Origin of the sequence: Chroococcidiopsis sp. SAG 2025 (assembly GCF_032860985.1) — a bacterium.
Lineage (GTDB): Bacteria > Cyanobacteriota > Cyanobacteriia > Cyanobacteriales > Chroococcidiopsidaceae > Chroococcidiopsis.
In genome coordinates this window covers 1,013,990-1,035,535 of record NZ_JAOCNC010000001.1, presented here as the reverse complement: position 1 = coordinate 1,035,535, position 21,546 = coordinate 1,013,990, and the positions used below count along the sequence as shown (strand labels likewise).

Genomic DNA, 21,546 nt, shown 5'->3' with positions numbered 1-21,546 from the left:
TCCCTATTACCCATTACCATTTACAACACATTACTTAAATACCGATGGATAAATTGGACGCAAATCGAACCTTCACCGACGCTAGAAGCGACGCGCTTAATCGAACCGTGGCGCACGTCCCCTACAGCAAAAATTCCAGGTACGTTAGTTTCTAGTAAAAAAGGTTCTCGATCTAACGTCCATCCTTTCGGGCGGTGTTCGTTCTGGCTGAGATCTGTTCCAGTCAACACAAAACCGCGATCGTCGCGTGCGACAATTCCATCTAACCATTCTGTTCTGGGAACAGCCCCAATGAAGATAAATAGGGAATTAGCCGGAACGACTTCAATCTCACCTGTTTGGGTATTTTGAATTGCGATCGCCTCTAAATTTGTCTCTCCTTTGACCTCTACCACCTGGGAATGCACCTTAACTGTAATATTTGCTGTCTCGGCAATTTGGTCGATTAGGTATTGCGACATACTACTCGCAAGAGACTCGCCCCGTACTAACATCGTGACGTGATGGGCGTAGCGCGAAAAATACATCGCCCCTTGTCCGGCGGAGTTTGCACCCCCGACGATATAAACTTCTTCCCCTTGACAAGCCAAAGCTTCGGTTTGCGCCGCACCATAGTACACGCCCGCCCCAGTCAGCCGATCCATTCCAGGGACGTTCAACCGTCGCCACGAAACGCCCAACGCCAAAATTAAAGCATGACAGCTAATTTCACTACCATCTGCGAGAGTTATAATCCGATAGGGATCTTCTATCCGAATTCCCTGCACTTCTTGGGGATTGAGAATCTCTACACCAAAACGCCTAGCCTGGGTGACTGCCCTTCTCGCTAAATCGCCGCCACTCAAACCCACAGGAAATCCCAAGTAATTCTCAATCCGCGAACTCGTTCCTGCTTGTCCGCCTGGGGCTTCTCGTTCAATGAGTACCGTGTGCAACCCTTCCGAAGCACCATAAACCGCAGCTGCTAAACCTCCTGGTCCGCCACCGACGATCGCCAGATCGTAAAATGGTTTTCCAGCTTGAGTCTGTAGCCCAATTTTGGCTGCAACCTCCAAAGGTGAAGGTTTGAGCAAACTAGAACCATCTGAAAATAGCACCAGGGGTAAATTTAATTTATCGCAGTTGGCATATTTGACTAAAACTCGCGCTTCCTCTGACAACTCAATATCTAACCACTGATAAGGCAACTGATTGCGGGCAAGAAAATCCTTAATTTCGTGAGAATGAGGCGACCAGCGATTGCCAATGACGCGAATTCCATCAAAAGGCGGACGGAATTGCGATAACCAATCATCGAGAAGGTCGTCCAATACTGGATATAGTCTTTCTTCTGGCGGGTCCCAAGGCTTCATTAAGTAATAATCGATCCGCGTGGTATTGATGGCGCGGATCGCTGCGTCCGTATCTGCATACGCCGTGAGTAATGCCTTTTTCGTCTCTGGAAACATCTGTAAAGCCTGTTCCAGAAACTCTACCCCAGACATTTGCGGCATTCTTTGGTCTACTAAAAACAATGCTACAGGCTCGTTTCGCAGTTTTAGCTGTTGCAGCGCCTCTAAAGCAACTGCCCCAGATTCCGCCCGTAAAACGCGAAAGCGATCGCCATATTCTCGTCGCAAGTCCCGCGCCACCGCTTGCAAAACTTCTGGATCGTCGTCAACTGTTAAAATGACAGGCTTGGTTGTCATGATTGGTAGTTGGTAGTTGGTGAGTGGCTGGTAGCTAGTGGCTAGTAGCTAGAATCTTTCTAGTCACCAGCCACTAATAACTGATAACTGATAACTGTTAACTGATAACTGTCAACAGCCATTGCTTAGCTGCTTGCACGTCTTCTCCACTTAAGGCGTGTCCGCCAGGATGCCAAGTGAGGGTTACATCAGCACCAGCAGTCTGCAATATTTTGACTAATCGTTCTGTTTCCTCTGGACTGACGATAGAATCGTTACGTCCGGCTGCAATAAATATGGGAATACCAGTAAGACTGGGTAATTGAGACGGTTCGAGGGGAACCATCGGACGGAATAATACTGCTGCACTCAGGGTATAGGGACGGAGTAACAACATACTGACAGCAATATTTGCTCCATTGGAATAGCCTACAGCAACAACTCGATCTGGTTCAAATCCGTAGCTATCAGCAGCAGTGGCAACAAAGTTAGCAAGTTCGTGGGTGCGGAATTTTAAGTCTTCTGGATCGAATACTCCTTCAGCCAAGCGCCGGAAAAATCGCGGCATTCCATTTTCTAAAACTTGACCGCGTGGGCTGAGTATTCCTGCATCTGGGATTAATTCTTCCCCCAGCCAAAGTAAATCGGTTTCATCGCCTCCTGTTCCGTGTAGCAGTAGCAAGGTGTAAGGTATATTTGGCTCGGCAGCAGGAATGAAACGGTGGGTAAATCCGAGTTGAGTTTGAGGGCGATGGTTGCTTCGCAAACCGCCTTTGGCATCGCTACTAGTAATAGGAGAAGTACCCGTTTGCGGTAAATATAGTGATGGCAAAATTGCTTCAATGCGCTGCCGCTTCTTTTCCAACCAAGGAGGTAGCATCAGGTGAGTTCCCAGTTCTGCTGCTGCTTCATCGACGGTAAAACCTGGGACATCTGTAGCTAATTCAAAAATAATTCCCCCTGGTTCTTGAAAGTAAATTGAGTGGAAATATTGACGATCTAAGACTGGGGTAACGTTAAATCCTAAATTAGCGATCGCGCTTCTCCAAGCTTCCTGTTCCTCATCGCTACGAGTCCGCCACGCTACATGATGGACTGTCCCCACCGCTACCGCACCTTTCCAAAAATCTGGCGCACACCTGACATCGACAATTTTTCCCGATCCTCCTGTGTTAATTTGGTAGCGAAATATATTCCCTTCTTGTTGTTGAAAATTCCACCCCATCGTTTCTGTCAGCAACTTTGCCGTCAGTTCGTAGCCATCCTCACATAGCATGATTGTATGAATTCCACGGATTGCGTGTTCTGCGGGAATACCGTTAGTAGACCAAGGCGATGAAGCTTGAGGATTGGCTGTAGCTACTAGTTCTAACATCAATCCATCTGGGTCTTTAAAACTCAAGACAGACTCGCCAAACCGTTCTTCGGGACTTTCGTAGCGGATGCCATATTTAATACAGCGTTCGATCCAATAACCCAACGATGCTTGGGGAATCGCAAAGGATACAATTGTCGCTTGTCCCGTTCCTTGACGACCCTTGGGCGCATCAGACCAGACGAAAAACGTCATAATCGTACCAGGTCGTCCTAATTCATCGCCGTAATAGAAATGGTATGTTTCAGGATCGTCGAAATTGACGGTAACTTTGACTAGACGCAGCCCCAAAAAACCAGCGTAGAAGTTGAGATTTTTCTGTGGGTCTGAGGCGATCGCAGTCACATGGTGAATTCCCAGGATTTCTTGGCTCATGTCGTTTCTCTGCTTGCTGTGAGGACACTATGACCAGCCCGTACACTCTGTTTCTGAATTTTCTATATAGTTTTCAAACTCTTAAGAGTACCTATTTAGTTATTTCCGCCACTAAAAGCGAACAGCGCAGACTCATGCAAATTACTTAATTTATACCTTGTTTTTCGTCTAAATTGTCTGCCTAATATATTTTGCCGTTTCTACCATAAAATCATAAAAAAGTAAAGTCTTTATGAGAGAGGCAATTGAATTATGGTAAGTTTCAATCGAATTGATGTTGCAGCTAGCGAACATATGGGAGCAGTCCGAGTACCAGTCAAGCTTACAAATGCTGTTGATGAAATCTTGGTCAATCGAGGATTACTTAATCCAAATCAGTTGCGCGTGTGTGAAACTGAAGCACTAGTAGACACTGGTGCAGTTCGTACAGTCGTATCTCAAGCTATAGTACAAGAACTAGGCTTAAAAGTTCGCGCTCAGCAGCTTGCTAAATATGCTGATGGTAGAGAGGAAATGGTGGGACTTACTGAACCTGTAATTATCGAAATCATGGGACGGGAGACAACCGAGGCAGTGTTAGTAACTGGGGATGAAGTCTTAATTGGTCAAACTGTATTAGAAACATTAGATTTACTAGTAGATTGTAAAAATCAGCGTTTAATTCCCAATCCCGCTCATCCCGACCAACCTATTTTTCGGATTTAGATATTTTTGTCAGTTATCAGTTAATTTCAACTTACGACGTACGACGTACGACTTACAACTTCCCATTACCCATTACTACGCCAATGAACCAATATATCGTTATCTTTGACGGCAATTGCAATCTCTGTACCACTCTCGTTCAATTATTAGAAAAACTAGACCAAGGACAAAAATTTCGCTATGTATCTATGCAAGATGAAACTGCTTTGCAACAGTTAGGAATTACATCTCAAGATTGCGAACTCGGGATGATTTTAATTGATGCTAATACTCCCAATCGTCGTTGGCAAGGTACAGCCGCCGCTGAAGAAATTGGCAGACTATTACCGATGGGTGAAATATTTGTCAATGCTTATCGTTCTCTACCAGGCTTAAAATGGATGGGCGATCGCACTTACGAACAAATCCGCGACAACCGCTACACTCTATTTGGCAAACGAGACACGACATATAAAACTGTGTACGCCGCCGATTGTGGCTGCGCTTCTGTGGGAGTCGGGGAAGAGAATTGAGGGAGCAATTCAAAATTCAAAATTCAAAAACTAGTAGTCAGAAGTCAAAAGTCGGGATGAACTGGTCACTAGTCGCTGCTCCCTGCTCCCTGCTCCCTGCTCCCTTGACTATTAAACACTTCCATAATCTTGCGGCAAATCTGCTTTAACTTGTCGCTGGATTCTGGCTTGGGTTTTGTTTCGCCTTCACAACGCCATTCCTCAACAGTAGAAAATTGCCACTGTTTGCCACGATGATCGAATCCAGCAGCCTCCACGCCGATGCAACGCCGGACATCACTGATGGGATCTTGATAAAACCGAATCTGAATTAGGATACTGCGACTCTGAAACGATTTACTCCAACCAGGAAAATGAAAGCCAATATCAACCGAGTCAGGATCGACTAACTCTAGTGTTTCTGGATCGTTCGTCCAAGGTTTGAGATCGGCTCTAATTTCAGGAAACTCTGCTTTGAGTAAATTCACCACCGTAGCAATCTTACTTGTAAATTCCAGATTAATCGCTTGCTCAGCTGCATTCACGCGAAACACTCCTGTAGATTGAAATATAGATGAGAGAAGAGAGGGCAGCAAGATTCCTAGAAAGCTTGCTGCTATTAGTAACTAATTTTAACAATTACCTGAGTGCTGACTTGCAGTAGTTTTTGATACAGAATATTCCATCTGTTTTTAGCTAAATACTTCTGACTGCGCAAATCTAAGTATTTATTTCAATTTTATGAAGCAGTTTTTGATAACAATTTTGTAGCTTTTTGCACTATTATTGAACTCGGAGCGTAGGGTGGGCATTGCCTACCTACTACTAAAGACTGACCGATAAGCCAATGAGCAATGACAACAAACTATAAAACCCGTAGGTAATTTAAGTTACCTACGGGTTTATGCTTAACGATAATTACTTAAGTATAGTATCAGAGCTAGAGATATTCGGTTTGGTGTCCAGTAAACTTTTGCTTGTTCACTCTATCTAAACTTTAAAACTTACTCTATCTTGCTGTCATCAAGAAATGATGAAGATGCACCACTATATTTTAAAGAAATGATGTTTTCTACTCGGTCAAGGCTAGAAGAGTCGAGAGTCGGGTGGAATGCGCTGCCAAAGGCGCTGCGTTTTGCCATCTTCGCCATTATTGGTTTTTTGCTAATCTTGATGCTGACGCTGCTAGGAGTGCTACTCAACAGAGAGCCAATGATGCAACCTGCACCACCCCAGTTACTGACAGAACCATTTTTACAACTACCAACAGCCAACTCTGTACGGGTAGTGTGGTTTACAGAATTTGCAGGTAGTCAGCACGCAGTTACTTATGGTGCAGGACTGAAACAAACTGCGATCGCCTCTACAGTTAAACTCAGCCGCACGCGAGAAGATCGAGAATCCCATGTCGGCGCACAAGCTGAAACCGGACAATACCAAAACATCAAACTGCGAGATATCTGGCGACACGAAGCAGAAGTGACGGGATTAAGTGCTGGGGTGCGCGTCCCCTATCGCGTATCTAGCCTGCGTGATGATGGCACGACATTCAGTAGCGGTGAATATAGCCTTGCTTCCCTGCCTGAATCTGGAACGCCACTCAAAATTTTACTCACCTCGGATCATCAACTCAAACCGATGACAGCAGCAAACTTGCAAAAAGTGGTAGAGACGGTAGGGAGAGTAGATGGGGTTTTCTTTGCTGGAGACTTAATTAATATTCCCGATCGCGCTTCCGAATGGTTTGACGATAATCGTGGTGGCGCGTTTTTTCCCTGCTTGCAAGGAAGGGCAAAATACGAGATTGCTAAAACAGTGTATCGCGGTGGGGCGATCGCTCAAAATGCTCCCATATTTCCCGCGATCGGCAATCATGAGGTAATGGGTAGATATGGTAGTGGCGATAGTTTAGGGGAAGAATTCGAGAATTCTATCCCGCGTGCGATCGCTAAAAAACTTTATTCCGAACAAACAGCAACTCAAACAGAACAATGGTTGAAGGATCGTTCCTTTAATACGAATACATACGAAGAAATTTTCACGCTTCCCGAAACGAGTCCAGGCGGAAAGACATACTACGCCATTACTTTTGGCGACGTGCGGTTGGTAGTATTGTACGTGACAAATATGTGGCGGACACCCAATCTCAATCCAGACGCAAGAGGAAAGTATCAAGAACGCCAGCAAGATTTGAATAACCCTGAAAAGTGGGGTTACGGACAGGTGATTTTTGGTGAAATTGCTAAAGGTAGTCCGCAATATAACTGGTTGGAAGCGGAACTCAAGAGCCAGGAGTTCCAACAAGCGAAATACAAGATTGTCATGTTCCACCATCCGCCCCATTCTTTAGGAGATAATATCGTTCCTGCTTATACCGATCCGGTACAAATTCGCGATCGCGCTACGGATGGTAGCCTCAAAGCAGTGCGTTACGAATATCCTAGAGCAGCAGATTACATCATTCGCGATGTCGTACCTTTGTTAGAGACGGCTGGGGTGCAATTAGTTTTTTACGGGCATTCTCACCTGTGGAATCGTTTTATTAGTAATAATGGCACGCACTTTTTAGAAACATCGAATGTTGGCAACACTTACGGTGCGGCTGTGGAAAATAAAAGGCGAAAAGTACCACCCGGCAACGAGCGGGATTATATTGCGCTAGGCGATCCAAATGGGTTGCAACCTATAGTACCAACCATTGCTCCTTTACGAGGTGAAGACGGCGAACCACAGCCTTATATTGCCAGCAACGATATTACAGTTTTTAGTATTTTCAATACGGCAACAGGTACGATTAGCAGCTATCGATTTGACACGCGATCCCCGGGTTCAGAGGTGGTTAAATTTGATGAATTTGCTTTGTAGAGACATTTCATGAAACGTCTCTACATATATAAAGAATTAAGGATACAAACCGCGATCGCTGAGTGCTTGAGCAACGCGACCGACACCCAACATATATGCAGCCCCTCGCAAGGATATTTCCCGCTGTCTAGATTTTTGAGACACTTGCTGATATGCTTGCACCATCAAGTGTTCTAATTCTCGGTTGACGCGCTCCTCATCCCAAAATACATAAGAAAGCCCTTGCACCCATTCCAAATAACTCACTACAACTCCGCCAGCATTCGCCAGAATATCGGGTAATACCGTTATGCCTCGCGCTTCTAATATGCGGTCTGCTTCTAGGGTTGTCGGTCCATTGGCTGCTTCTGCGACGATCGCGGCTTGAATTTGGTTAGCATTATCCTCAGTAATCTGATTTTCTAATGCAGCAGGAATCAGCACGTCGCAGGGAAAAGTTAGCAACTGAGCATTACTAATTGGCATGGCGTTGGGAAAACCCTTCAAACTGCGGTGATTTTGAGCCGCAAAACTCTTGAGTGCGGGAATATCTAAACCATTTTCGGCGTACACTCCCCCAGCACCAGTAGAAACAGCAATGACTTTTGCCCCTGCTTGGTGGAGTAACAAAGCCGCCGCACCGCCAACATTCCCAAAACCTTGAATCGCAATTCGCGATCCCGCCAAAGACTTACCCCGTTCGGCAAGTGCTTCTCGCACGGCAATCATCGTACCTCGTCCCGTTGCCATTTCCCGACCCCGCGATCCACCCACGGAAATCGGCTTTCCAGTCACGATTCCCGGTACGGCGTGACCGACGTTGACAGAATACGTATCCATCATCCACGCCATTTCCCGTGCGGAAGTCCCCATGTCTGGGGCGGGAATATCTACAGATGGTCCGATATCCTTGATCAGTTCGCTCGTATAACGCCTGGTAATGCGTTCTAGTTCTCCCACACTATAGCGGCTAGGATCGATCGCAATTCCGCCTTTTGCTCCACCGTAGGGAATACCCAGCAAAGCGCATTTCCATGTCATCAACATTGCCAATGCCGAAACTTCTCGCAGGGTTACAGCCGGATGGTAACGAGTTCCACCTTTATAAGGTCCTAAAATATCACAATGCTGTACGCGATGCCCCGCTAACACTTGCACTTCGCCGCTATCGAGTTTAACTGGAATTGATACGGTGATAACTTTGCGCGGGTGACTCAGCATCACGAGTAGGTTTTGGTCTAACCTTAATTCTTTTGCTGCCTGTTCTAGATAGCTACAAGCTTGGTCGTAGGGGCAAATATGAGCCGGAGAGGGAGTTTCTAGCGGCAGTGGGGATGTAGAAACCATATTTTTTCCTCTATTTAATTGCGATCGCCCGATTGCGATCGGATTATCTCTTAATCTCTAGCCTATCCTTCCACGATCAAAACACACTAAATTTCTGTAAAATTCGTTACATTTTTATCAGGAAGCAGGAAGCAGGGGAACAGGGAGCAGAGGAAATTCAACAATTTCCGACTTACGACTTACGACTTACGACTTTCCAGCAGCTATTTGCTCCACATTTGCATCTAAAAAATGCTGCGATCGCATGATGTCATAAAGATTTGTCTCTGATTCGAGCAAGCAGGCGTGTCCGCTGTAGGGTAGGACGACTAAACGGGAATTTGGTAAAATTCCCACCAATCGTTCTGCTTCTGCGATTGAAGGTAAAAGACGATCTTGAGCGCTGGCAATAATGAGTATTGGTTGTGTCAGTTGCTTTAACTGTGTTTCGTCTACATCAAAATCTCTGACTAAAGTAATTCGCCAGAGAACTGTTTCTGGGGGTACTGAACGAATGACTTTAAGCATTTCGCGACGATCGCTTTTAGTTACTCTTCCCAAGGAGGCAAGAAACGGTAACAATCCCACTGCCCCAAATTGGTAGAAACAAGACGGCACTAAATTTGCAAATTGCGAACCCCACGCCAAGAAAGGACGAAGTTGTACGGAAGAAGCAGGATTGACCAAAATAATGCGGCTAAATAACTCTGGTGCTTTGACTGCTACTTTCATTGCTAGACAGCCACCGAATGACTCCCCGCACAAGTAAACTTCTCTTTGAGGATTTTTGGCAAGTTCTTTGTGAATCAGTTGAATCACTTGCGCGCTCAAAACATCCCAATCGGACACATCCTCTGGCGGAATCATCAAACAACGCACGTCAAAAGCAACTTCTAATCCTTCAGTTTGCGATCGCAATAACTGCCCCGTTCCATCCATTCCTGGTAAAAATATGAATAGCGGATACTCCGGCTGAAGTTTTTTCGGACTGAGGAAACAAAGACGGTTGGTCACTATAGGGAGTCGGGAGTTGGGAGTCGGGAGTCGGGAGTCGGGGGAAGGAGAATTGGGAGAGCTGGGGAAGTCGGGAAATTTTGAATTTTGAATTTTGAATTTTGAATTTTGAATTGCTCCCTCTGCTTCCCTGCTCCTAGTCTCCTCTGCTCCTTTATCATTCATAACTAGTAACATCCTTGACGTAACAGCGTCTCGATTTCTGTCTCGCAGCGCTCGGTCAATTCTGATACAACAGCTTTTGCTTGTTTGCCCTGATATTGTTTCACCTGCTGAGGCGTAATCCACAAGGGACGACCGACGAGAAGGGCAACGCGGCGATAAATTACCAAAGGATGCCAGCCAGCGCGATCGAATAAAGGTTCTGAGGGGTCAAATACACTCAGCAGCCGTAGCGGTACGGCGGAGGTGTTAACTTCTTCTAAAGAGGCGATCGCCACTGGTAGAACTGCCAAGTCCTTGACTGGTTGATGAATCTCTCCGCCCGCAGCTGCCCGAATTGCTAAGTGAGCAAATCCGCGCTGAAACTTTTGCATTTGATAAGGTTGGCTAAATTGCACCATTGGCTTTGTCCCTTCGGGAAAGACTCCCACGGCTTGCCGACGTTGCAATAATTCAATTGCTTGATTAAAAAAGCTTTGTTGGCGATATTGGGGAGTTTCCAAAGGAAAACACCCTAATTGACCCGTAACAATCTCGCGCATGACTGGTACTTGTCCCATGTAATGATGGCAAGCAAAGCGGATTGGACGTTCCACTGCCTTCATCAATAGCGGTGCATCCATAAAGCTACGGTGATTGCTCACGACCAACACGGCACTATCGCGAGGAATACGGTCTTCGTAATAGAGAAACTGTTTGGTTCCCATCGAAGCTAGAAACCAATCGGAAATTTGCAGGGGGCTGTTTCCACTCATGCACTACTTTATATAGTTCTCTTATGAGATCGGCAGCCGGCGATCGCTCGAACGAGTTGCTGCTGTACTTAATCTATTTTTACATTTCTTTGCGAACCTGAGCGCATGTCTTTGGGAATAGGAGTGAGGAGCGAGGAGCGAGGAGTGAGGGGACAAGGAAGACAAGGAGGACAAGGGAGAGAAGAGAGCTGAGGGAGCGCAAGGTTGCTGAGGGGGCTGAGGAAGCTACTACCAATGACCAATGACCAATGACCAACTACCAATTCCCTACACCACCACTTCCACTTATACAGTTTCTATCAGAAATTGAACTAATTTTATAGAAATTAATTATTTGATCGCGCTCGCAAGAGTCATAACTCAAGTAATTATGTAGTTGCATTAAAAGTAATGAAAATATATAACTACCAAGGCTGATATATGATAGAGGGAGTTTTTAGATCCTCTGTTTAAGATTCATGAATTTTGCCGATCGCAGCAAAGACACATTCGCTGTTACAACGCCACTATATTACGTCAACGACTTACCTCATATCGGCAGTGCTTATCCAACGATGGCAGCAGATGCGCTGGCTCGGTTTGAGCGATTGTTGGGCAAGTCCGTACTCATGATTACAGGCACGGACGAACACGGGCAAAAAATTCAACGAGCGGCAGAGAGTCACGGGCGATCGCCTCAAGAGTACTGCGATCGAATTTCATCGAGCTTTGTCTCTTTATGGGAGCTGTTGAATATACAATACGACCGCTTTAGTCGGACGACAGCAACTCAACATGAAGCCATAGTCAAAGAGTTTTTTGGGCGAGTTTGGGATGCCGGAGATATTTACTCCGATCGCCAGCAAGGATGGTATTGCGTTTCCTGTGAAGAATTTAAAGAGGAACGAGAATTATTAGCGGGAAATTACTGCCCGCTGCACCCAAATAAACAGGTAGAGTGGCGGGACGAACAAAATTACTTTTTTCGCTTGTCGCGCTACCAGGAACAACTAGAAGCACATTATCAAACATATCCCGATTTTATCCAGCCAGTCAGCCGTCGCAACGAAGTGCTGAACTTTGTCAGTCAAGGCTTACAGGATTTTTCGATTTCGCGGGTGAATGTAGATTGGGGTTTTCCCGTTCCCGTCGCGCCAGAACAGACGCTCTATGTCTGGTTTGATGCATTGTTAGGATACGTGACGGCGCTGCTCGATCCTGACAGCGAAGCAACTTTGGAAAATGCTTTAGCTCAATGGTGGCCCATTAACATACACATTATCGGTAAAGATATTCTCCGCTTCCATGCTGTCTATTGGCCCGCGATGTTGATGTCTGCTGGTTTGCCGTTACCAGGGCGAGTTTTCGGACACGGCTTTTTAACCAAAGACGGGCAGAAAATGGGAAAAACGATGGGAAATACAATCGATCCCGTGGCTTTGGTTAAGCAATATGGTTCCGATGCCGTGCGCTATTACTTTCTCAAAACGATTGAGTTTGGTAAAGATGGAGATTTCAGCGAAACTCGATTCATCAATACAGTCAACGCAGATTTAGCAGATAACTTAGGAAACTTGTTAAATCGCACCCTGAGCATGGTGCGCAAGTACTGCGCTGGCAAAGTACCGAGTGTAGGAGAAATAGCTGTCGAGCATCCCCTCAGGGCGATCGCTACCTCTTTAGGACAGGAAGTGAAACAATACTACGAAGTCCTAGCATTCGATCGCGCTTGTGAAGCAATTCTCGATCTCGTCAGAGCGAGTAATAAATTCATCGACGAGCAAGCACCGTGGAGTCTCTACAAACAAAAGCGACAGACAGAAGTGGAGGAAGTATTGTATGCTGTGTTGGAATCAGTTAGATTAGCAGCTTATTTACTAGCCCCAATTATCCCACATACTTGCACCGAAATTTATAAACAGTTAGGATTTGCGATTGATTTTAATAACAAAGCTCAAACTTTCATTACTACTCCATTCAGCAGTCACTCAAATTGGGGGATACTGAGCGATATGCAACAATTGGGGGAGCCTAGACCAGTTTTTCACCGCATAGAATTGGCTCAAAAGGTTTAACTAATAAGTCAAGCTTACAGGGTCGATAGGAATTACTAAAGATTTGAGCCATCGACCCTGTTCTTTTATAGAGTCTAGTGTTAGCAGGGGCGTTTGCTAGAATCAAGACAATAAAAACTTTCAAAAATAACAATTTTTCTTTTTTTAATAAAAGCTTGAGGTATAACAATCATGTTGAGCAATAGAGATTTTGAAAATAGTTCGATCTTTACGCCAGAACAAGTTTTAGAAAATCGAGGTAAGGTAGCAATCTTTATTGATGGGTCAAATTTATTTTATGCAGCGTTACAGTTGGGAATTGAGATTGATTACACCAAGCTTTTATGTCGGCTAACGGCAGGATCGCGATTGTTGCGCTCGTTTTTCTATACAGGCGTAGACCGTACCAATGATAAACAGCAAGGGTTTCTGTTATGGATGCGGCGCAATGGATACCGCGTGATTGCTAAAGATCTGGTTCAGCTACCAGATGGTTCTAAAAAAGCTAATTTAGATGTCGAGATTGCCGTTGATATGATGGCTTTAGTTGGGGCATATGATACAGCAGTATTAGTCAGCGGTGATGGAGATTTGGCTTATGCCGTAAACGCTGTCAGCTATCGTGGGGCGCGAGTTGAGGTTGTCAGCTTGAGATCGATGACCAGTGATAGTTTGATCAATGTTAGCGATCGCTATATCGATTTAGAAACAATCAAAGAAGATATTCAAAAAACACCGCGTTCCGGTTATACCTATCGTCCCCTATCTAGCCTGGATCTTGTCGAGCAACCATCCCCCGATGGTTTAGATACGATCGAAACTTCAGACACTTAACTAGGGAGCAGAGAGCAGGGAGCAGGGAGCAGGGAGCAGAGGAAGCAGAGGAGCAGAGAGGCAGGGGAGAGATCGGGAGCAATTCCAGCCACTAGCCACTAGCCACTCACTGCACCCCACACCCTATTGACTACTCCCGACTCCCTATTTTTTTGTCAAGATGGAGGCATGAAAAATAATATCTTTCATCAATTGTTCGTGTTGTATCGCTGCATGACAGCGCCATTAATCGGTGTATTACTGACACTGTTACTATTTGGTTGCGAGCAGCGGACTCAGACAGCACAAACAGTTGCTCAGGCTCCCTCCTCGCCTCCTCAGCAAGTGCAGCGTGACTTAACTTTTAATGATGTGATCTTGGAGCAGTCAGATAAGCAGGGACAATTGTTTTGGAAAGTTAAATCGAAGCAAGCAACGTATAGTAAAGATCGTAAAACCGCTCAAGTAGAAAACCCTGTTGGTCAACTGTTTCAAGATGGCAAACCCGTATATGATATTACGGCAAAGACAGGAGAGATCCAGCAGGATGGAGCAAAGTTATTGCTTAAGGGTGAAATTGTTGCTAAAGCTCCTGCATACAATTTGGTATTGCGCGGCAATGAGCTGGAGTGGCAACCAAACCAAGATTTATTAATCGTGCGCGATCGCCTGACGGGAGAACATCCCCAAATGCAAACAGTTGCCAAAGAGGCTAGAGTCAGAAGCCGAGCGGGGATCGTTGAGTTTTTGGATGGAGTCCAGGCAACCGCAAAAGAATCAAACGTGCAAATGCAGACGGAACGGCTAACTTGGCAGTTTCGCGCTCAAAAGTTAATTGGCGATCGCCCGATAAAATTCGATCGCTACCAAAATAATAAAATTACCGATCGAGGGACGGCAGGTCGTGGCGAGTACGATCTGAAAACAAACATTGCTACCTTGGCGCAAAATGCTCAGATTTCTTTACTAGAGCCACCGCTACAAGTGAATGGTAATTTGCTCAAGTGGAACGTTGATACTAAAACTGTAATTGCAGACCAACCCGTGCGCGTCGTGCAGCGCCAGCAGCAAGTCACCGTAAGCGCCGACCGCGGTAGGCTAGAAACGGAAAAACAAGTTGCCTACATGAATGGCAATGTCAAAGGTGTAGGGCAAAAACAGCAGACTGTTACATCTGACGCGCTAACTTGGTACATTCCCACCCAACAAATGGAAGCAACGGGTAATGTCGTTTACCAACAATTCCAACCGCCAGCGACTCTGAAAGGACAAAAAGCTGTAGGCAAGTTGGACGCACAAAATTTTGTCGTTAGCGGGGGTAGGGTTTCGACACAATTCGTACCGCAACCATAACGCGATGACTGTAGGGGCGGGTTCACCAACAATCTCTGTACCGCACGAAATAACTCAATAAACCCGCCCTGACCAGATATAATCAGCGCGTCGTAGAGTTTTGGAGACGCACGTATGAGCAAAAAAAGTCCGCTCCCAGCGGACTTAAAAATACATAGCCTATGTGGATAAATCCGAACTAACTTGGAATCCCCTTGCCAAGACAAGGGGATATAGCATTAGAAGCGGAATGTCGTTCTCAGCGTACCTACATAAACCGTGTCGTTGTTGTCGTTATGCTCTGGATTAAAGATGACGATGACACCAGGAGTCACATCGATGTTGTCGGTGAGCGGGAAGCGATAGAGTCCTTCTAAGTGATAAGAAGTATCTTGGTCGCGGCGACCGCCAAAATCATTTTTAGCTGTTCTTGGTGGCTGACCGAAGACTAAACCAAGTACGCTACCTTCTTTACCTACATCTTGTAAAGCCAGAGTTGCTGCCCAGTTCCAAATATCAGCAGTTTGTGAAGGGCTATCTTCATTCAGCGCTACCGTATAACCGCCCCAACCGCCAACAGTGAAGCCACCCAACTTAACGCTAGCCTGTACGGCGTACTGGTTAGTAGATGTTGATGCACCGCTGAAGGGGTTGTTAGAAAAGACACTGCCAGTTGCGCCAGAAACGCTAATACCGTTAGTCGTCGTAATATCGCTTACGGTGGAGTTATCGTAGGTGTGAACGTAGGTCGCACCGATCGCAATGTTATCGCTAGGACGGAAGGCAATCTGTCCCAGAGCAGCGTAATCACCGTTAAACAAACCAAAAGAATTGGTCGGATCGTTAGCATTCCGAGCTAGATAGCTTGCAGAAGCGCTAATCACACCTTTGGGATTGATGTTAACTGTTAAACCAGCACCATCACCCGCACGATAAATGGGGTTGAAACGTCCGAACCGAGAAATAGCACCGCGACCGCTACTTTCTAGTAGAGGGTTGAAGGTGTAGACGTTATCGTTGAACTCCCCGTTGTCAAAGTCAACTTTGATATCAGCAATTTCGCCAAGCGAGAATTTGTAATAGAAATCGTCAAGTACAATATCGTTGTTTTCATCACCATCGAAGCCCAGACGAGTCATATTCGTACCCGTCAGACCCGTGCCAAATGGTACAACGTTGCGAGCTTGCAGACGGGTTCTCAACTCGTCTTTTCCGGTAAAGCTGGTGTTAAAAGTCAGACGAGCGCGGTCTGCCAAAACAGTGTTGACATCGTTGTCATCACCTGTAGGTTCACCACTACCAGGTGCAGCCACCTCGTTACCACCAAATACATCAGAAACGGCAACAATCACTTCCCCACTTAGTTTTGTGGTGGTAGAGAACTGATTTGCTTCTAGTTCTGCCGTCCGTGCTTCTAGAGCATCAACGCGACCGCGCAGGGTAGCTAGTTCCGCCGAAAATTCTTCCTGCAACCGCTGTAACGTTGCCAGGTCTTCTTTGTTGACCATATCGGCGGAAGCGGTTGCAATCAGTTCGTTCACGCGGTCTAAACAAGCGTTTAAACCTGCGGCAAACTCATAACGGGTCAAGGCGCGGTTGCCACGATATGTTCCATCGGGATAACCAGCAATACAACCGTAGCGCTCGACTAAAGACTGCAACGCTTGAAAAGCCCAGTCGGTAGGCTGTACGTCAGATAACTGAGAAACGGATGTAACCTGGGCTAGAGTTTCTGGAGCTTTCTGTTCAGATAACTGGGTGACAGATGTTTGCTGTACTTCTTCCAGAGGTAGGGGTTCAGCAGCTTGAGTCCGAGTCGCTACAAACAGGGTTGCTGTTAGTAAAAGGGGACTTAGTTTGAGAGTATTCCAAATAAGTTTCGACATATATCTTCTCACTCACACCAATGCATAGTTGCTGTTGTCAACTCAAGAGAGATTGAGGCTATCGATCGCTCTTGCTATCTATAATATTCTCACCAATTCACTCAAATTGGAACCGTGTATGCACTATCGTAAATTCACCGTAATTTCACTGCGATCGCCTCCTAGTTGACTAAATTAGAAGCGGATGAGAACCGGAATTAAACTTTTGCTGTTCCAATTGGTAAGCGTAGAATAATCCGCCGTTGGTGTCTTGTTAACAGCCCTTCTTCCTCGAATTGCTGTAGCATCCGCGTTACCGATACCCTAGTAGTATTTATAACTTCAGCTATTTCTTGATGGGTAACAGCAACGTCTATTAATCTTCCCAGATCGACATCGCGACCGAATTTTTGACCTAGCCAGATTAAAAACTGCCACAATCTAAGCGAAACGGGTTTGCGGTGAATAATGCTCAGCAATTCCTCTGTTTGGCAAACGTGAGACATCATTGCCTCTACAGTCAAATGCCATAACTCAGATGGAATTATAGTTGTTTCAACGCTGGTCAAACACTCAATTTGGTAGGGAATGACTCGCGATAAAGGTTGACCGACTAGATCTCCTGCACCCCAGTAACCCAGAGTAATTAACGTGCCGCTTTCGCTCCAAGTGACAGTGCGCACGGCTCCGCGCTCGATCCGCCATAAAATATTTGGACGAGAGGGAATCAGGTCGTGGCGGGCAAAGAGTCGTTGGGATGACTGAGGAACAAGGCTAGGAGTTGTAGTAGAGATTGCCATAAGACGAGAGAATTGGGGAGACTTGGGGACAAGGGGGAACTCGCTCTTCCCCACGACCGTTCGGCGAAGCCGTTCCCGAAGGGTAGGGAGTGGGGATTAGGGGGCGAAGGGGACAAGGGGAGAGAAAACTGCTCTCCACTGCTTCATCCTGCTGAGGTGATTAAGGAAATTTCTGTGGCTTGACCCTGTTGTGGTGTATGACAGAGGGGATTTATAGCTATAGCAAAGACTGTTTGTCCGATTCCAAATTGCGATCGCATCGAGCAAAATAAAACTATTAGATGGTAGATCGGGCAAGATTTGCGATCGCGCTTGCCTTTGCCTAAACCATCGCCAAAACAACAATGGGAAAAATGACAGCGTGAAACTTGGCACTTCTGAAGCCATATTTTCAAGTGCAACTGCACTTGCTTTCCCTAGCAAAGACATTAGGGCATTCTGGCACTTGAGCTTCATCAGTCACATGCTCGCTCTTACCTACAACATCTCACCACTAAGCTTTATGACTAAACGTCTCTATTACTAAACTTTTATTATTACTACTTGTTAGCTAGATATTAAAACTCTTAGTTTAAGAAGTGAGTAAGTTTTCATTAAAAAGCGAATTGTCAGTTGTAAGTCGTAGGGGCGGGCTTAGCAAACAGATAAACAACTGCGACAGTAAATCTTTGGTCAAACCCCGCCCGTACAGAAGTCATAAGTCAGAAGCATCTATTCACCAGCCACCTATTTACTGAGAACTGAACAACCGATCGCTGTTTAAGAGCGTTGTCCGGTAACGATGTAAGCGACTCGCTGACCGACGTTGGTAGCGTGGTCTGCCATCCTTTCTAAGTGACGAATTACCAAAGCTAACAACAACCAAGGTTCTAAAACTCCTTGGATATCTCTTTCTGTTGCTAGAGTTTGATAAAGATTTTGGTATGAGTCGTCTACAGCGTCGTCTAATTGCTTGACTGCTAACCCTGCTTGTGCATCTAGATCCGCTAGCGCCATCAAGCTAGCCGCTAACATCGCTTGGGCATGGTGAGACATAATCTCGATCTGAGGGATGCATTTATGAGGGGGATAGGGAAATAGCTTAATCGCAATTTCTCCTAAGTCCTCAGCATAGTCTCCAATTCTTTCTAGGTCTCGCACGAGCTGCATAAAGGCACTTAGTAAGCGCAAATCCTTCGCTACTGGTGCTTCTAAAGTTAGCAGCGCAGCACACTCAATCTCAACGTGGCGGTAAAATTGGTCAATTTGCTTGTCGAGCAGTGGTAGTTCCTCTGCTGCTGATAGGTTACGGGCAAATAGTGCTTGATGGCTGAGGCGAAATGAGTTTTCTACCAAAGCTCCCATGCGCAAAATATCTCGCTCTAGACGTTTGAGGCGACGCTCAAAGTGAGTGCGGCTAGGTTGGTGAGGTTGGAAAGGAACAGCATCTACGTTGAGCAATTCTGACACCGTAGTATAAAGGTAGGATTTTATTGTTAGTGATAAATCTTGTTAGCTGCATCTGCCACTGGCAGGAAAAGCAGATTGTGACGTAAATTACTAATTATATTCACTATATATAAGCATCTACATTTACTATTATAAGCATCTGCTCTGTCATTGAGTTGGTAACTCGATTTGCAGCCAAGCACCTTTAGTTTCGGGATGGTTCATGGCTTTTACCGTGCCACCATGTGCAGAGACAATTTGTTTGACGATCGCTAAGCCCAAACCACTACCATGAGTTGTAAAAGTAGACATTTTCTTTGAGTCGGGTGTTGTTTGTCTAGCTCTAGCTAGATCCCCACGATAAAGGCGTTCAAATACGTAAGGTAAATCGGTCGGTGGAAAGCCACAACCGGAGTCAATAATATTTATTTGCACGTAATTAAATTTAGTTTCTGAATTAATTAGCTCGACTTTAACCCAAATCGTGCCTTGAAAAGGGCTATATTTGATACTGTTATCGAGTAAATTTAATAACACTTGCGTTAAGCGAGACTTGTCTGCCTCGATCCACAAAGTTTCTGCACCGGAATAGGATAAACGGAGCTGCTGTCGCTGTGCTAAAGGTTCTATAGTGTGCCATACGGAATCAATTAGCGATCGCAATTCCACTGGTTCGCGGTTGAGCTGACGACTAGGATCTAACTCTAGTTGGCTTAATTCCAACCAATTTTGCACTAAACTAATCAATCTTTCCACTTCTGGTAAGAGGCGATCGACCCAAAGTTTATATGGTGGTTCGAGTTGTTGCTGTAAGGCTTCTACCACTAATAAAATTGAAGTCAATGGCGTTTTGAGTTCGTGTGCTAAATCGGAAACCCAGCGATCGCGAGTCCGCGCTAAATCAAGCAATGGCTGGCGATTTTCCAAAAATACGCCCACTTGTCCGTTTTGTAGAGGTAAGGTAGCTGCGTTCATCGTCAGCGCTCTCAATTCGCTCAATGCCGCTGCATCTGCACTCGCTCGATGAAACAACCACTCTTTAACCTGCGGCTGCTGTCTTTCTCGCGTTTGCTCGATTAACTGATCCAATTCGTAGGAACGCACCCACTCCAACAGTAAGCGTACCTGTCCGGGTTCCCACCTCTGCAAGCCTAGCAATTGCTGAGCCTGTTGGTTGCACCACAACAACTGATTTTCTTCGTCTACTTGCAAGTAGCCTACAGGAGCGACTCGCATCAGCTGCTCCCAGGTTTGAACTTTAGCTTGCATCTCTTCCCGTTGCTGTTGCGCCGAAACAATTTCCTGCCGCAACCGAGGGATCGCTCCCAGGGAAGTTGCCATCTCACTATCATTAGATACTGTTCGCAGTAAACGTCGCAACTTAGCTTGCAATTGGGTATACTGCCACAACCACAAGCAAATTCCTATCCCTAGTCCTAGCAAAAACGCCAGCAGTACCATCACAAAGGTTCAGGATCAAAAGTGGGTTAACTATCACTTTAACCCTTCTTACTAGGGAGCAGGGAGCAGGGAGTAGGGAGTAGAGAGCAGGGAGCAGAGGAAGCTCCAGGGGCTTCAGGGGCTTTAGGAGCAAGAACTGTCTTCACGCAGTGTAGCGTCAGCGCCTACTGTCAACTGTCAACTGTTAACCAACAACCATCAACCTATCCAAATCGATAACCAAACCCGCGCACCGTCACCAAATATTCTGGATGGCTGGGGTCTTTTTCGAGTTTTTCCCGCAACCAACGAATGTGAACGTCTACAGTTTTGCTGTCTCCAACAAAATCTGCTCCCCAGACTTGGTCGAGCAATTGCTCGCGCGACCAGACGCGGCGCGGATAAGTCATGAATAGTTCTAGCAAGCGGAACTCTTTAGGGGAAAGGCTGACTTCTTGCGCTCTGACGGTCACGCGGCACTCTTGCGGATAAAGGGTGACATCTTTAAATTGTAGAATCGGGACTTGTGGTAATACACCTATGCGCTGGCGGCGTAACAAAGCACGACACCGCGCGACTAACTCCCGCATACTAAAAGGCTTTGTCAGATAGTCGTCTGCGCCAACTTCCAAACCCAAGACGCGATCGGTTTCGCTGCCTTTGGCGCTCAAAATCAAGATTGGGACTTGATTTCCTTGGTGGCGGAGCAAGCGACAGATATCTAAACCATTGATCTGAGGCAGCATTAGATCTAAAATCACCAGATCGAAGGGAAAATCTCCGAAGGTAGGTTCGCTACTCTGAAGTAAGGTCAGAGCTGTACGTCCGTCAGCAGCAGTAGCGATCGCAAAACCTTCCGCCTCCAAAGCCATTACGAGCATTTCCCGAATCAGGTTTTCGTCTTCTACCACCAGAATGCGGCTCATGTGCCCGATTTCCACCTTGGGGGAACTGTTGGTCAATTCGCGAGTAAACATCGTTTTTGTCGATCTGTTCTTGCACCATTATTATCTAATCGGAAGACATCCGAAATCTTTTCAACTGCAAATTTCTGGAAATTTAGAGAACTCCAGATCTTGACAGTCTGCATTCACTCAGATATATTTTTTACAGTACATTTG

At 45.9% G+C, this 21,546-nt stretch carries 19 protein-coding genes; 6 read left to right on the top strand and 13 right to left on the bottom strand.

Going from position 1 to position 21,546, the window contains the following annotated elements:
• Positions 1 to 20 precede the first annotated feature (20 nt).
• Together N4J56_RS05015 and N4J56_RS05010 are read right to left on the bottom strand one after the other, a co-directional pair.
• Positions 21 to 1,688 carry an FAD-dependent oxidoreductase gene (locus N4J56_RS05015; RefSeq protein WP_317105451.1) on the bottom strand — a complete coding sequence of 556 codons (1,668 nt, stop codon included), beginning with the start codon at positions 1,686 to 1,688 and terminating at the stop codon, positions 21 to 23.
• 97 nt (positions 1,689 to 1,785) lie between these two features.
• On the bottom strand, positions 1,786 to 3,417 hold the full coding sequence (locus tag N4J56_RS05010; RefSeq protein ID WP_317105450.1) for a VOC family protein: 1,632 nt from the start codon (positions 3,415 to 3,417) through the stop codon (positions 1,786 to 1,788).
• A gap of 252 nt (positions 3,418 to 3,669) precedes the next feature.
• On the opposite strand from N4J56_RS05010, the gene N4J56_RS05005 reads away from it, so the two are divergent.
• Both N4J56_RS05005 and N4J56_RS05000 read left to right on the top strand, forming a co-directional pair.
• Positions 3,670 to 4,122 carry a clan AA aspartic protease gene (locus N4J56_RS05005; RefSeq protein ID WP_317105449.1) on the top strand — a complete coding sequence of 151 codons (453 nt, stop codon included), beginning with the start codon at positions 3,670 to 3,672 and terminating at the stop codon, positions 4,120 to 4,122.
• 83 nt (positions 4,123 to 4,205) lie between these two features.
• On the top strand, positions 4,206 to 4,634 hold the full coding sequence (locus N4J56_RS05000) for a thiol-disulfide oxidoreductase DCC family protein (RefSeq protein ID WP_317105448.1): 429 nt from the start codon (positions 4,206 to 4,208) through the stop codon (positions 4,632 to 4,634).
• 68 nt (positions 4,635 to 4,702) lie between these two features.
• Here the strand turns inward: N4J56_RS05000 and N4J56_RS04995 are convergent, their stop codons facing one another.
• Complete coding sequence (locus N4J56_RS04995; RefSeq protein ID WP_317105447.1) at positions 4,703 to 5,158, bottom strand: hypothetical protein; 456 nt, start codon at positions 5,156 to 5,158, stop codon at positions 4,703 to 4,705.
• A 628-nt stretch (positions 5,159 to 5,786) separates the two neighbouring features.
• Here N4J56_RS04995 and N4J56_RS04990 point away from each other — a divergent pair.
• Entirely contained in the window at positions 5,787 to 7,478 is a 1,692-nt protein-coding gene (locus tag N4J56_RS04990) for a metallophosphoesterase (protein WP_410500422.1), read from the top strand.
• Positions 7,479 to 7,514: 36 nt separating this feature from the next.
• Here N4J56_RS04990 and N4J56_RS04985 read toward each other — a convergent pair whose 3' ends face one another.
• The 3 genes from N4J56_RS04985 to N4J56_RS04975 all read right to left on the bottom strand — a co-directional run bounded on the left by N4J56_RS04985 (position 7,515) and on the right by N4J56_RS04975 (position 10,714).
• Positions 7,515 to 8,804, bottom strand: a complete 1,290-nt coding sequence (locus N4J56_RS04985; RefSeq protein WP_317105445.1) for a Glu/Leu/Phe/Val dehydrogenase — start codon at positions 8,802 to 8,804, stop codon at positions 7,515 to 7,517.
• Positions 8,805 to 8,990: 186 nt separating this feature from the next.
• Positions 8,991 to 9,962: an alpha/beta hydrolase gene (locus N4J56_RS04980; RefSeq protein ID WP_317105444.1), complete on the bottom strand. Its 972-nt coding sequence runs from the start codon at positions 9,960 to 9,962 to the stop codon at positions 8,991 to 8,993.
• A 2-nt stretch (positions 9,963 to 9,964) separates the two neighbouring features.
• Positions 9,965 to 10,714 carry a lysophospholipid acyltransferase family protein gene (locus N4J56_RS04975; RefSeq protein ID WP_317105443.1) on the bottom strand — a complete coding sequence of 250 codons (750 nt, stop codon included), beginning with the start codon at positions 10,712 to 10,714 and terminating at the stop codon, positions 9,965 to 9,967.
• A 458-nt stretch (positions 10,715 to 11,172) separates the two neighbouring features.
• On the opposite strand from N4J56_RS04975, the gene metG reads away from it, so the two are divergent.
• The 3 genes from metG to lptC all read left to right on the top strand — a co-directional run bounded on the left by metG (position 11,173) and on the right by lptC (position 14,913).
• Entirely contained in the window at positions 11,173 to 12,768 is a 1,596-nt protein-coding gene (gene metG, locus N4J56_RS04970) for a methionine--tRNA ligase (RefSeq protein ID WP_317105442.1), read from the top strand.
• Positions 12,769 to 12,939: 171 nt separating this feature from the next.
• Positions 12,940 to 13,581 carry an NYN domain-containing protein gene (locus N4J56_RS04965; protein WP_015153513.1) on the top strand — a complete coding sequence of 214 codons (642 nt, stop codon included), beginning with the start codon at positions 12,940 to 12,942 and terminating at the stop codon, positions 13,579 to 13,581.
• Between the two features lie 168 nt (positions 13,582 to 13,749).
• Entirely contained in the window at positions 13,750 to 14,913 is a 1,164-nt protein-coding gene (gene lptC, locus N4J56_RS04960; protein WP_317105441.1) for an LPS export ABC transporter periplasmic protein LptC, read from the top strand.
• A gap of 218 nt (positions 14,914 to 15,131) precedes the next feature.
• Here lptC and N4J56_RS04955 read toward each other — a convergent pair whose 3' ends face one another.
• The 7 genes from N4J56_RS04955 to N4J56_RS04925 form a co-directional block, all read right to left on the bottom strand.
• The gene (locus N4J56_RS04955) at positions 15,132 to 16,778 is read right to left on the bottom strand and encodes an iron uptake porin (RefSeq protein WP_317105440.1); all 1,647 of its coding nucleotides are present in this window, start codon (positions 16,776 to 16,778) and stop codon (positions 15,132 to 15,134) included.
• A gap of 197 nt (positions 16,779 to 16,975) precedes the next feature.
• Complete coding sequence (locus N4J56_RS04950; RefSeq protein WP_317105439.1) at positions 16,976 to 17,557, bottom strand: Crp/Fnr family transcriptional regulator; 582 nt, start codon at positions 17,555 to 17,557, stop codon at positions 16,976 to 16,978.
• Positions 17,532 to 17,696 carry a hypothetical protein gene (locus tag N4J56_RS04945; RefSeq protein ID WP_317105438.1) on the bottom strand — a complete coding sequence of 55 codons (165 nt, stop codon included), beginning with the start codon at positions 17,694 to 17,696 and terminating at the stop codon, positions 17,532 to 17,534. The genes N4J56_RS04950 and N4J56_RS04945 overlap by 26 nt, the downstream gene beginning before the upstream one ends.
• 4 nt (positions 17,697 to 17,700) lie before the next feature.
• The gene (locus N4J56_RS04940; protein ID WP_317105437.1) at positions 17,701 to 17,958 is read right to left on the bottom strand and encodes a hypothetical protein; all 258 of its coding nucleotides are present in this window, start codon (positions 17,956 to 17,958) and stop codon (positions 17,701 to 17,703) included.
• Between the two features lie 358 nt (positions 17,959 to 18,316).
• Positions 18,317 to 19,006, bottom strand: coding sequence for a phosphate signaling complex protein PhoU (gene phoU / locus N4J56_RS04935; RefSeq protein WP_317105436.1), 690 nt, complete (start codon positions 19,004 to 19,006; stop codon positions 18,317 to 18,319).
• A 147-nt stretch (positions 19,007 to 19,153) separates the two neighbouring features.
• Positions 19,154 to 20,446, bottom strand: a complete 1,293-nt coding sequence (locus N4J56_RS04930; RefSeq protein WP_317105435.1) for a HAMP domain-containing sensor histidine kinase — start codon at positions 20,444 to 20,446, stop codon at positions 19,154 to 19,156.
• A gap of 203 nt (positions 20,447 to 20,649) precedes the next feature.
• Complete coding sequence (locus N4J56_RS04925; protein WP_039716082.1) at positions 20,650 to 21,402, bottom strand: response regulator transcription factor; 753 nt, start codon at positions 21,400 to 21,402, stop codon at positions 20,650 to 20,652.
• Between the last annotated feature and the right edge of the window lie 144 nt (positions 21,403 to 21,546).